Raw genomic sequence first — 15,139 nt, 5'->3', positions numbered from 1 at the left:
CCGCTGTGATGGTCGTCGTAGCCCAGGACTTTCATCGCGCGCGTGATGTGGACGCCGGGGGTGTCCCGCGGTACCAGGATCATGCTCTGCTGGCGGTGCCGGTCGGCCGACGGATCCGTCTTGCCCATCACGATCAGGATCTCGGCGTTGGGATTCATCGCCCCGCTGATGTACCACTTGCGGCCGTTGATCACGTAGTCGCCGCCGTCGCGAACGATACTGGTGGAGATGTTGGTGGCGTCCGACGACGCGACGTCTGGCTCGGTCATGGCGAAGGCCGAACGGATCTCGGCCTCGAGCAACGGGGTGAGCCACTCCTTCTTCTGCTGCTCGGTGCCGAACATCGACAGCAGTTCCATGTTGCCGGTGTCGGGGGCCGAACAGTTCAGCGCCGCGGGAGCGAGGAGTTTGCTGCGGCCGGTGATCTCGGCGAGCGGTGCGTACTGCACGTTCGTCAGCCCGGCCCCCTCGGCCCCGGGGAGGAAGAGGTTCCACAGCCCACGGCTGCGTGCCTCGGCTCTCAGCTTCTGCAGGATCGGCGACTCCGACCACGCGAAGCGGTTCCCGAGGCCGTCCAGCTCATCCAGGTACGCCGCCTCGGCCGGGTAGACGTGCCCGTACATGAAGTCGACGAGTTCCTTGCGCAACTCGTCGGTCCGGGCGTCTGTCGAGAATTCCATCTATTTGTGCTCCTTCAGTGAGTCGAGCCCGAGTTCGAGCAGCAACGGCACAGTGCTGCCACTGTCTTCGAAACCCGCACCCACGGTTTGACGATTGATGTGCCGATACCGGACGCCCTCGGAGATCGCGGCGAGCTTGAAGCAGGCCAGACCGAGGTGGAAGCCGAATCCCTCCAGTTCACGGCCGCTCTCGGTTTCGTAGTGTTCGATGATCTGTTTCTCGGTGAGGTAGCCGGGTGCCAGCGTCGCGTCGTACTTGGCCGGTTCCGTCGTCTCCCGTTCGGCCACGATCTTCGCTCGCCGCTGATAGGTGAGCATCAGGGCCAGGTCCAGAAGCGGGTCGCCCAGCGTCGCCAGCTCCCAGTCGATGACCGCGGCAGGCATGTCGTCGGCGCCGACGAGCACGTTGTCCAGGCGGAAATCACCGTGGACGATGCCCGCGGCCGACGTCGTGGGGACGGCCGCGACGAGTGCCGTGTAGAGCTCGTCGGCGCCGGGGAGATCGCGGGTGTAGGACGCGTCCAGCTGCGTCTTCCAGCGTGTCACCTGCCGTCCCAGGAAGCCTTCGGGACGACCGAAGTCGTTCAGGCCCACGTCTCGCGGTTCTACCCGGTGCAGCGTTGCCAGTGTGCGCACCAGCTCGACGGAGATGGCCCGGGTTCGAGCGGCACCGAGTGGCCTGAGCTCGTCGGCGTACCGATAGGGCACGCCCTCGATCCGCTCCATGAGGTAGAAGTCGGTGCCGAGAACGTCCTTGTCGTCGCAGTAGGCGATCATCGCCGGCACCGGGACGTCGGTGGTTCGAAGTGCGCCGGCCATTCGGTACTCCCGGCGCATGTCGTGAGCCGTCGCCATCACCTCGCCCAGGGGCGCACGGCGCACGATCCACTGGTTTTCACCATCGGTGAGGTCGTAGGTCAGATTCGACTTCCCACCCTCGATCAGGCGGGCCGACAGTTCCCCCGCCACCAGGCCCGGTCGCTCCCCGGCCAGCCAGTCGGTGATTCGATCGAGATCCAGCCCGGGCGGGGATTGGGGACGCGTCGGGGCGGCACCTGTTCGTGTGTACTCCATGTGAGACCTCACGCCCGTGCGAAGGCGGGGACTATCTGCTCGTAACTGATAGCGCCTTCCTTCGCGTTTCCGAAGCGGACGGCAAGGTCGATCATGTGGTCGACCTGATCCTTGGGCGCCTTGAACATCGGTTGCAATTTCGGCGCCACATCCTGCGCGTAGTGCTCGATGTAGGCCTTGGCGATTTCGGGTGCGTTGCCGTCGAAGGTGCCGGAGTTCAGGATTTCCGCTGCTTCGTCCTTGTGGGAGAGCATCCATTCGCTGCCCTCCGACTGTGCTCGAAGCCAGTTCTTCAGCACGTCCTCGTGCTCCTCGGCAAAACTTTCGCTGGTGGAAATGCAGACCACGGCCTGATTGCGCAACGTCTCGGGCATCGACGGCCTGCCGAAGTCGAGCAGCACCGATCCGCCCGTCTCCCGGGCGATGAACAGCCCCGAACTCCATTGGACCGAGACGTAGCCGTCGAGTCGCCCGGCCTTCATGTTCGGGATCGCCGAGGCAGACGGGCCGACCGCCAGATGGGTGACGTCGGAGGATTGCATACCGGCCAGCTCGAGAGCGAGGTCCAGTTGCAGATCACCGCCCGCGCCGATGGCGCTCACCCCGATCGACTTGCCTTTCAGCGACTGCATCTTCTCTTCGAACGTCGCGTCTTCGCCGGGCCAATTGCCGTTCGGGCCGACGACGATCCCGTACGTGGTGGACACGTTCTTCAGACCGATGATGACCGGTCGCTTGCCCTGGGTGCTGTTGGCGTGAGCACCCATCAGCAGCAGGGTGTCGGAGCTGTAGCCGTCGACAGCGCCCGCGGAGACGAGCTGTAGCGCCTGCACACCGCTCTGCGGGGTGATGAACTTCGGAACGTCGAGGTTGTTCCTGGCGAAGTCGTCGTTGGCAAGATTCACCGCATCGAGGAGAAACGTGTCACCCGGAAACGATCCGATGGTGAACTTGGCGGCCCGGCCCGAGGCACCGGCGCCCGGCCCGCCCCCGCAGGCCGCGAGCAACGAGGTGGCGCCGACCGCCGCCGTGCCGAGACCGAGATACTTCAACATCGACCTTCTCGAGATGGTGCTGTCCAATGCCCGCAGTTCTCCGAAGGGCGAGTCACCTTGCTTCGACCCAAACATTCGTACTCCTAGTGATCAGTGCATGCCTGGTGGCCTGACGATGTGCTGCCCCCGGTGTCCGCAAACTGGCTACCGGCCGATCCCGGTGTGCTCCATCACCACTCGGCCGACGGTCTTTCCGTCCCCCAGGCTCTGCAGGGCCGCAGGCACTGCGTCCATCGAGACCCGTTGGCTGACGAAGGGATCGATGGCTCCGGAGTCTGCCAGCGTGCACAGTTCCTGGTGGCATCGATCGACCGCGCCGGGATTCTTCGTGTTGTAGAGCCCCCAGTGAATCCCCAGGATCGAGTAGTTCTTGACCAGTGCGTGGTTGAGCGCCGCGGTCTGGATCTCGCCGCCCGCGAAGCCGACGACCAGAATCCGACCCTCGAACGCAATGCATTTGGTCGAACGGTGGTAGACGTCGCCTCCCACCGGGTCGTAGACGACGTCGGCGCCTCTGCCTTCGGTGAATTCCTTGACGACCCCGACGAAGTCCTCCTGCCTGCGGTCGACGACGACATCGGCACCGAGTTGCCTGGCGTAGGCGGCCTTCTCCTCGCCGCCCACGACACCGACGACCCGGGCACCGGCGGCCTTGCCGAGCTGGATGGCCGCGCTGCCGACACCGCCGGCGGCCGCGTGAACCAGGAGGGTCTCCCCCTCCCGGATCCTGGCCAGCCGATGGAGTCCGAACCAGCCGGTCTGATACCCGATGAACAGGCAGGAGGCCTGCGCGTCGTCGAGTGAGGCCGGCGCCGGATGGGTCGTGCTCTGGTCCATCAGGGCGTACTCGGCGAATCCGCCGTAGGGAAGGGTGGTCAGGCCCAGCACCCGGTCGCCGACCGCTGCCCGCACGACGTCCGGCCCGACCGCGACGACCTCGCCGCAGACTTCACGTCCGGGGGTGAAGGGCAGGTCGGGGCGCACCTGGTACTTGCCACGGCACATCAGCACGTCCGGGAAGTTGGCTGCGCCCGCCAGGACCCGCACGAGGACCTGCCCTGCACCGGGTTCGGGAACATCACCTTCGACGAGGTGGACGACGTCGATCGGTTCGCCGAGTTGCGTGACCGACCACGATTTCATGCGGCGGGGAATCGATGTGTTCATGCCGTCTCGAATTCGACGAGGGGCTGACCGGACGCGACGCTGTCGCCCTCGGCGACGTGGACTGCCACGACCGTGCCTGCATCTTCGGCGAGGATCGGGATCTCCATCTTCATGGCTTCGAGAATCATCAACGTCGCCTCCTCCTCCACCCGGTCACCCGGTGCGACGAGGATCTTCCACACGTTGGCACCCATATCCGACTGAATCGTCTCCGACATCTCACGCACTCCTTCCGGCCAAGTTCTTCTGTCTCCGTTGGATCTTCTCGACCACACCGGTGTCGTAGCGCCCGCTCGTGAACTCCTCCGAGCCGAGCACCTGTTCGAGGAAGGGCTTGTTGGTGACGAGCCCCTCGATCACGAACTCCCTGCAGGCCGCGAGGGCGCGGGCGCGCGCCTCCTCACGGGTCGCGCCGAACGCGCACACCTTGGCCAGCAACGAGTCGAAGTGCGGCGTCACCTCGGTGCCCGCCGTATAGCCCGAGTCGACCCGGATACCGGGCCCGGTCGGCTCCTGCCACACGTCGATCGGCCCCGGGCGTGGGAAGAACCTCTTGGGGTCTTCCGCGCAGATCCGTAACTCGATCGCGTGACCGCGCGAGACGGGGGCGAAACCCGGTGTGGTGGTGCCCGACACCGCGATGCTCAGCTGCTGCTCGACCAGATCGACACCGTGAGTGAGTTCGGTGATCGGGTGCTCGACCTGGATGCGGGTGTTCATCTCGAGGAACACGAAGTCGCCGGTGACGGCGTCGAGCAGGAATTCCACCGTACCCGCATTCCGATAGCCCACGGCCCGAGCGGCCGCGATCGAACTCTCGACGAGGCGGTTCCTCAGGGCCGGATCCAGGTGCGGGGCCGGGCTCTCCTCGATCAGTTTCTGGTGACGTCGTTGCGTCGAGCAGTCCCGTTCTCCCAGAGCGACGATCGAACCGTCCTCCAGACCGAGGATCTGGATCTCGACGTGCCGCGCGGACGACACATACCGTTCGACGAAGACCCGATCGGAACCGAAGCTCCGCGCCGCCATCGATTTGGTGTTCTCGAACGCCTTGCGCAGGCCTTCTTCGTCGTGAGCAACGGCCATGCCGATTCCGCCGCCGCCGGCGGAGGCCTTCACCATCACCGGGTATCCGAGACGCCCTGCCTCCGCGACGGCTTCGTCGCCCGTCTCGAGCGCCGCGCCGACGTCACCGCTGATCGGCACACCGGCTGCAGCCACCACGCGGCGGGACTCGACCTTGTCACCCATGACCTCGATGACCTCGGCGCTCGGGCCGACCCACGTCAGTCCGGACTGGGTTACCAGCCGGGCGAAGTCGGCGTTCTCTGCCAGGAATCCGTAGCCCGGGTGCACGGCGGTCGCACCGGCTTGCTGTGCGATTCGCACGATCTGGGCGCCATCGAGGTACGCCTGCACCGGCGTGTCGCCCTCGAGCTGAACGGCCTGGTCGGCCTCGCCGATGTAGGGCAGGTCCGCATCGACCTTGTGGTAGACCGCGACTGTGCGGACACCGAGCGTGTTGGCGGTCGAGATGATTCGCCGGGCGATCTCGCCGCGATTCGCGACCAGCAGGCAATCTGGATATGAGTTCATCACATCGTCCTCAGTAACTCGTCGGCCAGGCGCGCAGCAGGTGCTCGCCGATGCCGTTGGTGCGGGCTCGGTAGTGGTCTTTCAGCGCACCGAGGATGAAGTCACGGGTCTCGGCGGGATCGATGACCTGTTCGACGCCGAAGACGCGTGCCACGTCGTACGCGGTAGTCCCCTTGGCCATCTCGGCGAGGCGCTGAGCATAGAGTTCCGGGTCGGATTCCGCGTCGACTCCGTGGACGACCGACACCGCGGACGTGGGATCCATGAAGCTCACCTCCGTGGACCACCAGCCTGCCGTCGTGTCGGCGGTCAGTCCGCCGCCCATGTTGATGTAGGCCTGGCCGTAGTTCTTGCGAAGCGTGACAGCGATCTTCGGCACGGTCACCAGGGACAAGGCGTTCATCCAGTTGATGACCTTGCCTGCGATCTTGTTCCGCTCGGCTTCCAACCCGATCAGGAATCCCGGCTGGTCGACGAGGAACACGACGGGAATGTTGTAGGAGTCGCAGAGAACCAGGAAGCTGGTCGCCTTGTCGCATGCCGGACCGTCGAGCGCCCCGCCCTTGAACATCGGGTTGTTGGCGATGATGCCGACGCTCTGTCCACCGATCCGGACCAGCGAGGTGTCCAGACTCTTGCCGTAACGCGCCTTGATCGGGAACACCGAACCGGTGTCGGCGACGATCTCGATGACCTTGCGCACGTCATAGGTCTGCGTGCGGGCCTGGGGAACGATGTCGTTGAGTTCGGCCGCGCGCTCACCGGATCCGGTCGGGATCGGCGCGACCGGCGGTGTCTCTCCGTTGTGCGAAGGCAGGTACGAGAGGAACCGGCGGATCAGTTCGATCGCTTCCTCGTCGGTGTCGGCGACGGCATCGGCGTAGCCGGTGACCTCGGCATGGACCTTCCAGCCTCCGAGCTCCTGGGCGTCGACTTGCTGCCCGGTGGCGCGGCTGACCAGTCCGGGGCTCGACACCGCCAGGACACTCCCCTTGCGGAAGACCGCGAAATCCGCGGACACGGTGTGCCACGCGGCCGATCCGAAGCAGTACCCGAATGCGGCAGATGCCCACGGGCTTTCGCGTTGCCGGAGAAACCGCTTCTTGCTGTTGGCGGCGCCCATTCCGGTCCCGCCCATCGCGTCCGGCATCCGGACCCCGGTGGACTCCGACAGGTAGACCAGCGGCATCCCGACCTGAACGACGAGTTCCTTGAAATGGGACATCTTCTTGTTGCTCACCGGACTGCTCGACGACCCCTTGACGGTGAAGTCGTAGGCGATGACGGCTGCGCGCCGGCCGTCGACCTCACCGGTTCCGGTCACCTTGCCGTCCGCGGGTGTCTTGTCGCGATCGGCATCGACGGCCGAGGTCGTGAACAACCCGCTTTCCCGGAAGGTTCCGGGGTCGAGCATCAACGCAATCCTCTCGCGGGCGTTGAGTATGCCCTCGGCGCGCCGCTGCTCCAGCTTCTTCGGGCCACCCATCGCCAGCGCGGCCGCGCGGCGTTCTTCGTGCTCCTGCTCGCGGCTGAGCGTGGGTTCGGCCATCACTGTGTCCTGTGACATCTCTACTACCTTCCGTCTGCGTCGCGTGACGCCTGGTATGTCCGCTGTCCCTGCTCGAGAACCGCCCGTGCGGCGAGGGCCGCGTCCTCGAAGGCCGGAAAGACCGGGATTCCGCGTGTGCGGGCGCGGTGCGCGTACGTCGTGATCAATGCCTCCGTGTCTGCGCTGCCGTCGGTCTTGAGCACGAGAAGCTGGTGGGTGTTCGACGTGGCTTCGTCGCGGGCGCCTGCGATCGAGTCGATGACGGTGCCGGTCACGTCGCCGTGCGTTTCACCGAGGTTGCGCTGGATGATGCCCACATTGAGGTGGGAGATCAGCACTGCCGGCTCACTGCCGGCTAGCACCACCGCGAGAACGTCCTTCGCGATCGCACCGTTCTTGACGGCGAGCGTCCCCGCGGGCACGTCGATCGGGTTGCGCAGTCCGTTGCCCGGCGGCAGGCCCAGGCCGTCCAGTTCCTCGACCACGGAATCGGCGAGCGGCGGTGTCGCCAGCCCCTGCCGCTCGAGTGCGTCGGCGCCGAGGACGCTCGCGCCGCCGCCGTTGCCGAACAGAACAGCATCGCGACCGTTCGGCTTGACCGTGAGGTCGAGGGTGGACAGGGCGTGCAGGGCCGTCGCGAAGTCCTCGAGTGAATCGACGAGTGTCATTCCGGCCTGCCGCGCGATCGCGGGCCACAGTCGGTGATTTCCCGCGAGGGCACCGGTGTGACTGGTCGCCGCCCGCGAGCCTTCGCTGGTTCGGCCACCGGCGAGAAGCACTACCGGCTTGCGCATTTCGGCGCGGGTCAGCACGTCGAGCACCTCTCGTGCCGCCGCCAGTGACTCGAGGTACACGCCGATGACACGGACCTCGTCGTTCCGGAGGGCGGATTCGACGAGCTCTGCAGCGGTGACGTCTGCGCCGTTCCCGATGCTGACCACGCTGTGAAAGTCGATGCCGCGCAACGATCCGACGCGCAGGATGTCGACACTCAGCCCGCCGCTCTGCGAGACCACAGCCGTCGTCCCCGGTGTCAGGGGAGCTTCGGGCACGAACGAGAGTCGACCGGCCGAGGCGTGTGTGCCCAGGCAGTTCGGGCCGATCAGCCGAATGCCCGCGTCGCGGACGGTCTGGACCAGGGTCGCCTCGAGATCTTTTCCTTCCTCGACCTCACCGAAGCCGCTGGAGATCACCTGGGCAAACCGAACTCGGCCGGCGCCTCGGCTCAGCGCCTCGCTGACACGGGTCGCAGGCAGCGCCACGAACGCGTAGTCGATCGGTTGATCGACCTCGGCCAGCGACCGCGCCGTGGGAAGTCCTTCGATGCTGTCCGCGGTCGGGTGTATCGGCACGATGGTGCCGTCGAACCCGCCGCTCAGAATGTTCCGGATGAACCGGTTCGCGAGATTCGGCCGCTGACCGCTCGCGCCGAGGACGGCGATCCTGCGCGGATGAAACAGCGGCGTGAAATCGGTGGCCCGGCCGTCATCGCTGTCGCCGGGTGCCGATCCGGTGTCTTCCACCGGACCGACGACGAAACGTGCGTCCACGGCCACTGCGCGTGTTCCGGAAACGATGACCGGGTTCAGGTCGATCTCGATCACGTCGTCCGGCAGCGACTGCAGCAGACCGTTCGGCCCGGCGAGTCGCGAGATCAGTGTCACCAAGGCAGGAATGTCTGCCTTCTCCCCACCGCGGGCTCCGTCGAGCACCTTCATGCCACGCAGTTCGTGCAGCATGTCGAGGATTTGTTCGTTCGCGAGCGGTGCGAGACCGAACGCCACATCTTCGAAGACCTCGACCAGTACGCCGCCGAGGCCCACCATGACGGTCCAGCCCAGCCCCGGAGCCCGGACTGCTCCGACGATCACTTCGTGACCGGACGGCACCATTTCCTCGACGAGGAGGCCGTCCAAGCGGTGCCCGGCGGCGGCGAGCCGCTCGCCCATCCGTGCAGCGACCTCGTCGATCTCGTCGCGGCGCACCCCCACCCGGACGCCGCCGGCGTCGGACTTGTGGACGAGCGTGGACGAGATGGCCTTGACGACCAACGGCTCGCGAATGTCGTCGGAAATCATTTGGCCGACAGCAATTTCGATGCCCCGGGGGGTGTCGATCCCGAAGGCGGAGAGCAGGGATTTACCTTCCGCCTCCGTGAACATCGCCGATTCTCTCTCCCGTGCAACGGAAATGAGTTCGGCGACTGCGTCCCGGGTGCATGGCTGTGCTGTATCGACTGACACCTGAAGTTCCTCACTGAACGTCGGATCCGGCGGCGATCTCGCTCGCTCGGCACGTGTTTCAGTGTGGTCAGCCGCACACGGCTTGGGAAGGTCCGCAGCGTTGGCGGGGTGATACGGGTGCGCTATCGGGTCTCAGCCGACGTGTCCCGATCGACGACGCCGTCAGTAATTCTTGGCAGATTCCCGCAACAGGCCCAGGAAGGCCTGCACCGCCGACGTCCGCGCTTCGTCGTTCCGCACGATCGCGGAGATGCGGGCATGGGCCCACTCGAACGGGAGGGGCACGAGTGCGACGCCGTTGCCGCTCACCGTCGAGCTGAGAAGTGTGTTCGCCATGCAGATCCCGACGCCGGCGCGCACCATGTTCTGCGACGCTTCGGCGTTGTTGGTGGCGTAGACGATCCTGGCTTCGATTCCGTCGAGTAGCTGCTCGAAAGCGGTACGGAGGATGCTGGTCTCCGCCGGGAAGATCAGCGGCTCGCCCTCCAGGTCGGCGGCCTCGAAGCCGTCCTTGCTGGCGAGGCGATGGTTTTCCGGTACCGCCAGCACCAGCCGGCCGGAGATCAAGTCGACGTGGTGCAGCAGAGCCTGCTCCGCCGGAATCAGATCGATTCCGGCCAGACGCGTCACCAGACCCACGTCGAAATGGCCGCTGAGGACGCCGCGGCTCACCATTCTCGACGGGCCTTCCTCCACCTCGAAGCGCACATTGGGAAAGTCGCTCAACAGGCGCTTGACCACCCCGGGAAGGATTGTCTGAGATCCCGCGGGCACCGTGCCCAGGCGGACCGTGCCGAGTTTCAGGCCGCCGATGGCGCTGGCCTCCTCGCGCATCAGGTGTTCGGCCTGAACGGCGGCGACCACGTGCGGCAGGATCCGTTCGGCCGCATACGTCGGTCGAACTCCCTTGGCACCGCGAACCACGAGCACGACGCCGAGGTCCTCCTCGAGCCGCTGCACCTGGTTGGTGATCGTCGGCTGAGAGATGTCGAGTTCCTTGGCGGCTTGACGGAACGATCCGGTCCGAAGCGCTGCTTCCAGATATCGCAACTGCTCGAATCTCATCGGTCTCCCTCGGTGCTGCTCTGCGACGTGGCCCACATTACAGCTCGCCGGGGGCTCTCCGAACTCAGCGTCGCGCTGTTCGCTGCACGCGACACGAAAACCCGAGCGGACCGACCCGGGCCGCTCAGTTCAACAGGTCGTCGAGGCCCGTCGAGTCCCGCGACAGGGAGCCGCCCTCGACGGGAATCGTTGTACCCGTGATGTATCCCGCGGCGGGCGAGAGAAGGAACGCGACGGTGGCGGCGATCTCGAAGGGCTGACCGAGTCTTCCGAGCATGGGCCGTCCGGCCAGGATCCGGGAATCGTTCGGGCTTCGCGGGGTCGCGGCAACGCGTGGCGAGAGGAAGAGGCCCGGGGCGACCACGTTGACGCGAACGCCGCGGGGTCCGTGCTCGGCGGCCAACTCCTTGGACCACACTTCCAGTGCCGCCTTGGCGGGGCCGTAGCCGGGTGCCGTTCGACCGCCGTGAGAACCCATCACACTCGAGACGTGGACGATCGCGCCGTGACCGATCAGCGGGGACAGCCGGCGCGCCGACAGAAAGGCGTGGGCCAGGTTCACCCGGAAGTCCTGATCCCACTCCGCCAGTCCGTAGTCGGCGATCTGCGTGCGATGCATCCGGCCGATGACGTCCACGTAGCCGTTGATCTGTCCGAACTCGGCGATGGCACCGGCCGCCGCGATGTCGATGCCCTCTTCGGTGGTCACGTCCGCGACCACCGACGGCATCCGCAACGAGCCGGCGACGGCGTCGACGGCGTCACCATTGACGTCGACGCACAGAACGCGGCCGCCCAGGGCGACGATCGTCCTGCTGACGTGCTCACCGATCCCGGCGCCTGCGCCGAGGACGACGTAGGAATTCCCGTCCAGCCGGAACAGGCTGTGGTGATCGATCGTCTCGGCGAGAAGTGGCTGATCGGGGTCGTCGATCTTCACCGACTCACCTCGTCCACTTGGTGACCAGCTTCTGCAGGCCGGAGATCGAGACGTCCAGGACCATGGACAGCAATCCCATGGCGATCAGGATCGCGAAGGTTTCCGCGACCTGGAAATTGTTGGTCACGACGACGAGCCGCTGCCCCAGGCCGGTGTAGGCGCCGACCATTTCCGACACCACGGCGCCGAGCACCGAGTAGACCGCGCCGAGCCTCAGGCCGCCGACGATGGCAGGCAGAGCCGCGGGAATCTCGATCTTGAAGAAGCGCTGGGTCCGCGTCATACCCAGCGACTTGGTCAGCTGAGCGATGTCGTGGTCGATGCTCTTCATCGCACCCATCGTGCTGGTCATCAGGACGAAGAACACGACGCTGAAGGCGACGAGGGCCTTCGGTCCGAAACCCAGGCCGAACCAGAGGATGAAGATCGGTGCCAACGCGGGACGCGGAAGGCTGTTCATCAAGGTCAGGAATGGCGAGGCCGCGGTGTGGAGCACCTGGACGCGGGCGAAGACGACGCCTGCGAGGATGCCGGCGATCGCACCGGTCACCAGTCCGACCATCGCCCCGCTGAACGTCGCCGTCACGTCGGTCCAGAAGACGCCGTCGCTCAGCTGGTCGATGAACGCGCGCGCGACGTCGAGTGGGGCGGAGATCATCATCGGGTCGACGATCATGTTTCCGGAGACATACGCCCAGCCGGAGACGAACAGTGCGAGTGCACCCACCCGGAGCGACCAGACGAGGAGCTTCTCGTTGCGCCGGGTGCGACGCCGCTCCACGAGGATCGCGTTGTCGATGTCCGCCGCGTCGTCGTTGTTCGCGACTCCGCCGATCGGTGCGACCGTGCGGGGCGCTTCAGTGATGGATTCCATGCCGGGACCTTCCCTTCGGGTCTTCTTGACGGCTGTGTCGGTCAGGCATCGAGCGGTCCTCGGACGAGCTCGACGTCGGCGGCCGAGGAGGTGTGGGGGCCGCCGGTGACCTGCAGGACGGTTCCCGTGATGAAGCTTGCGGCGTCGGAGCACAGGTACAGGCACGCATCGGCGACTTCTTCCGGCCTTCCGACGCGTCCGAGTGCGAGGTAGCGGCCGAACTTCTGCTCGGTTTCCGGAGAGGCGAAACGGGACGCCGGCGTCAGAGTGGCGCCGGGTTCGACGCAGTTGACCCGGATGCCACGGTCCGCCCATTCCCAGGCCATCGTCTTCGTCAGCGAGGCGAGCCCCGCTTTTGCGGCCGCGTAGGCGCCGCGGAGCGGGTGTGCGTGGTTGGCTGATCCGGATCCGACGTTGATGACGTTTCCGCCGCCCTGACGTTCGAAGACCGGCAGGCATGCGCGGGCCGTGTGGAAGGCGCCGCTGAGATTGGTATCGATCGTCGCGTTCCAGGCATTGACCGACAGGTCCTCGAGCCGCGATGCGAAGTTGCCGCCGGCATTGTTGATCAGGACGTCGATCCTCCCAAACCGCTCGAGGGCGGTCCGGACGAGATCTTCGGCGGTCTTCGGCTCGCGGATGTTGCCGGCGACGAGGGCTGCCTTCCGCCCGAGCGCTTCGACGCTCTCGACTCTCGTCTGGAGCGTTTCGGCGTTGCGCCCGTGCAGGATCAGATCTGCTCCCGCTTCGGCGAACTTGTCGGCGAGCGCCGACCCGATGCCTCCGGAAGCGCCCGTGACTATGACGACCTGGTCCGTGAAGTCGAAAGTGGTCTGACCCACCTTGTTGATGGTGGCGGCTTCTCTGGTCACCTGACGTCCTCCTCGTGATTCGCACCCTGTGTGGGCAGCTCGAGACGCACTGGGAGCCGTTCCCGGCAAGGTGCGTTCGAGTTAGCGTCGTGCCATTCGGGTCCGTGGACAATGACTGAATCGCTATCAAGGCGATAGCCGCGGACCCGCCCACATTTCCTTGACACCGCCGCCGACGTGTTCAACGATTCATGGGCCGATAGGGTGATATTCACCACAGGGTCATGCAGTCCGGATCCACCGCGGATTTTGTGCCGATTCAGCAGATCATCCGGCACGGGAGGCAGCGATCGGTCGGCCCCGCACACACATCATCGGATTGACGGTGTCCGATTCATCCCTACGGTCGAACAGTGAGAGTGAGAATCTTGTGACTGGTCCAGCTGAAACTACGACGAGGCCCACTACCGCCAAGGGGGTCTCGGTCGAGTTCGACAATGTCCGCCACGCGTTCCTCCACGGCAATCGACCGGTGCGCGTGCTGGACGACTTCAACCTCCGCATCGAGCCGTCCGAGTTCGTCAGCATCGTCGGTCCGTCGGGCTGCGGGAAGACCACGGCGCTCGGCATGGTCGGCAACCTCCTGAAGCCGCGCAGTGGAACCGTTCGCATCGACGGAGCGGAGGTGCGGCCCGGCAGCAATGATGCGGCCTTCCTCTTTGCGCGTGATGCGCTCCTTCCGTGGCGACGGGTCCGCAGCAACGTCGAACTCGGCATGGAGGTCCGGGGTGTTCCCAAGGCGGAACGACGCGAGCGCGCCGAGGAATGGCTTCGTCGTGTTCGCCTGCACGAGTTCGCCGACTCGGATGTTCTCCACCTGTCGCAGGGCATGCGCCAGCGCGTTGCGATCGCCCGCACCCTGGTCCAGAGCCCCGGCGTCCTTCTGATGGATGAGCCGTTCGCAGCGTTGGACGCCCAGACCCGCGCGATCCAGCAGGAGGAGTTCCTCCGGCTGTGGGAGGCCGAGCGACCGACGGTCATCTTCGTCACCCACGACCTCGAGGAGGCCATCCTGCTCAGCGACCGCGTCATCCTGATGGCCAGCAGGCCGGGCCGCATGGTGGTCGACATGAAGATCGAACTCGAGCGGCCGCGGCATCAGGAGATGCGCAGGTCCTCCGATCTCTTCAAAACCTATTTCCACGATATGTCCGCCCGGCTTCGGGCCGAAGTCGATCTTGCCGAACAGCGGATGATGGAAGAAAACCAGAATGACTGACACTCTGCAGACTGCGACTACCGCCGATGGCGCCACCATCGCCTATCAGCAATTCGGCCGAGGGCCACGCCTGATCACGTGCCTGCACTCCCTGGCATTGGACGGATCCTGGTATGCGCCTTTGGCCGAGGCCCTCGGAGACGACTACCGTCTGCTCGCGCCGGACTTCCGCGGGCACGGCATGACTGCGCGCGGAGGATCTGCCATCACTCTCGGTCTCGTTGCCGGGGACGTCGCCGCGATGTGGGACGCCGAGAACGTCGAGAGTTCGGTGGTGCTGGGAATCTCTTTGGGAGGCATGGTCGCTCAGGCGGTGTCGGGCAGCTTCCCGAACCGGGTCGACGCGCAGATCCTGATGGCCACCCGGGGCGCCTATGATGAGGAGGCCATTCGCGGAACTTCGGCCCGCGCGGCGGAGGTTCGTGCACCGGACGGCCTCGAGCACGCCGAGGAGATGACCATGCATCGCTGGTTCGGCGACGCATCGCGAAACGAGGCAGACCCGTTGGTTCGGAAAGCTCGCGAACAGTTCCGGAACGCCGGCGGCAACACCATCGGCGCCTATTTCGACGCCATGACCGAGGTCGGCACGTTTCACACCGATTCACCGCCCCCGACCCTCGTGGTCGGCGGCGACGACGACCGAAGCACCCCTCGTGCCGTGATCGAACAGCTCGCAGCGTCCATCACGGGTGCCGAACTGCGTTTCGCCAAGGGTGGACACCTCGCCGCCTTCGACAACCCCCGCGAAGTCGCCGCCACGGTGCGACCTTTCCTCGAGGGCCTCGACTGCTGGTAGCCACTC

Annotated in this window: 14 protein-coding genes; 2 read left to right on the top strand and 12 right to left on the bottom strand. The window is 65.8% G+C overall.

The window, feature by feature from the left end:
* From ACFTZB_RS17435 to ACFTZB_RS17380, 12 genes are all read right to left on the bottom strand, one after another.
* Positions 1–680 (bottom strand): acyl-CoA dehydrogenase family protein (locus tag ACFTZB_RS17435; RefSeq protein ID WP_378433221.1); only part of this gene is annotated, 680 nt, incomplete at its 3' end.
* Entirely contained in the window at positions 681–1,754 is a 1,074-nt protein-coding gene (locus tag ACFTZB_RS17430; protein ID WP_378433220.1) for a phosphotransferase family protein, read from the bottom strand. It lies immediately after the preceding gene.
* A gap of 8 nt (positions 1,755–1,762) precedes the next feature.
* Positions 1,763–2,809 (bottom strand): ABC transporter substrate-binding protein, encoded by a 1,047-nt coding sequence (locus tag ACFTZB_RS17425; RefSeq protein WP_378433219.1) that lies wholly within the window; start codon positions 2,807–2,809, stop codon positions 1,763–1,765.
* 144 nt (positions 2,810–2,953) lie between these two features.
* Positions 2,954–3,952 carry an NADPH:quinone oxidoreductase family protein gene (locus ACFTZB_RS17420; protein WP_378433222.1) on the bottom strand — a complete coding sequence of 333 codons (999 nt, stop codon included), beginning with the start codon at positions 3,950–3,952 and terminating at the stop codon, positions 2,954–2,956.
* Between the two features lie 20 nt (positions 3,953–3,972).
* On the bottom strand, positions 3,973–4,194 hold the full coding sequence (locus tag ACFTZB_RS17415) for a biotin/lipoyl-binding carrier protein (protein WP_378433218.1): 222 nt from the start codon (positions 4,192–4,194) through the stop codon (positions 3,973–3,975).
* Position 4,195: 1 nt separating this feature from the next.
* Positions 4,196–5,572 carry an acetyl/propionyl/methylcrotonyl-CoA carboxylase subunit alpha gene (locus ACFTZB_RS17410; protein ID WP_378433217.1) on the bottom strand — a complete coding sequence of 459 codons (1,377 nt, stop codon included), beginning with the start codon at positions 5,570–5,572 and terminating at the stop codon, positions 4,196–4,198.
* Between the two features lie 10 nt (positions 5,573–5,582).
* Positions 5,583–7,139, bottom strand: a complete 1,557-nt coding sequence (locus tag ACFTZB_RS17405; RefSeq protein WP_378433216.1) for an acyl-CoA carboxylase subunit beta — start codon at positions 7,137–7,139, stop codon at positions 5,583–5,585.
* A gap of 5 nt (positions 7,140–7,144) precedes the next feature.
* Positions 7,145–9,364: an acetate--CoA ligase family protein gene (locus ACFTZB_RS17400; protein WP_378433215.1), complete on the bottom strand. Its 2,220-nt coding sequence runs from the start codon at positions 9,362–9,364 to the stop codon at positions 7,145–7,147.
* 162 nt (positions 9,365–9,526) lie between these two features.
* Positions 9,527–10,429 carry a LysR family transcriptional regulator gene (locus ACFTZB_RS17395; RefSeq protein ID WP_072937215.1) on the bottom strand — a complete coding sequence of 301 codons (903 nt, stop codon included), beginning with the start codon at positions 10,427–10,429 and terminating at the stop codon, positions 9,527–9,529.
* Between the two features lie 124 nt (positions 10,430–10,553).
* Positions 10,554–11,369, bottom strand: a complete 816-nt coding sequence (locus ACFTZB_RS17390) for an SDR family NAD(P)-dependent oxidoreductase (protein ID WP_378433214.1) — start codon at positions 11,367–11,369, stop codon at positions 10,554–10,556.
* A gap of 4 nt (positions 11,370–11,373) precedes the next feature.
* The gene (locus ACFTZB_RS17385; RefSeq protein WP_378433213.1) at positions 11,374–12,243 is read right to left on the bottom strand and encodes an ABC transporter permease; all 870 of its coding nucleotides are present in this window, start codon (positions 12,241–12,243) and stop codon (positions 11,374–11,376) included.
* Positions 12,244–12,284: 41 nt separating this feature from the next.
* Positions 12,285–13,115, bottom strand: coding sequence for an SDR family NAD(P)-dependent oxidoreductase (locus ACFTZB_RS17380; RefSeq protein WP_378433211.1), 831 nt, complete (start codon positions 13,113–13,115; stop codon positions 12,285–12,287).
* Between the two features lie 472 nt (positions 13,116–13,587).
* Here ACFTZB_RS17380 and ACFTZB_RS17375 point away from each other — a divergent pair, with 472 nt between their 5' ends.
* Both ACFTZB_RS17375 and ACFTZB_RS17370 read left to right on the top strand, forming a co-directional pair.
* The gene (locus ACFTZB_RS17375) at positions 13,588–14,334 is read left to right on the top strand and encodes an ABC transporter ATP-binding protein (RefSeq protein ID WP_378433209.1); all 747 of its coding nucleotides are present in this window, start codon (positions 13,588–13,590) and stop codon (positions 14,332–14,334) included.
* Positions 14,327–15,133 carry an alpha/beta fold hydrolase gene (locus ACFTZB_RS17370; RefSeq protein WP_378433207.1) on the top strand — a complete coding sequence of 269 codons (807 nt, stop codon included), beginning with the start codon at positions 14,327–14,329 and terminating at the stop codon, positions 15,131–15,133. The genes ACFTZB_RS17375 and ACFTZB_RS17370 overlap by 8 nt, the downstream gene beginning before the upstream one ends.
* Positions 15,134–15,139: the final 6 nt, after the last annotated feature.

The organism is Rhodococcus sp. NPDC057014 (assembly GCF_042673295.1).
In the GTDB taxonomy this organism is placed as follows: Bacteria; Actinomycetota; Actinomycetes; order Mycobacteriales; family Mycobacteriaceae; genus Rhodococcus_F.
The sequence above is the reverse complement of the archived record's forward strand: the minus strand, read 5'-3'. Positions and strand labels throughout refer to the sequence as shown.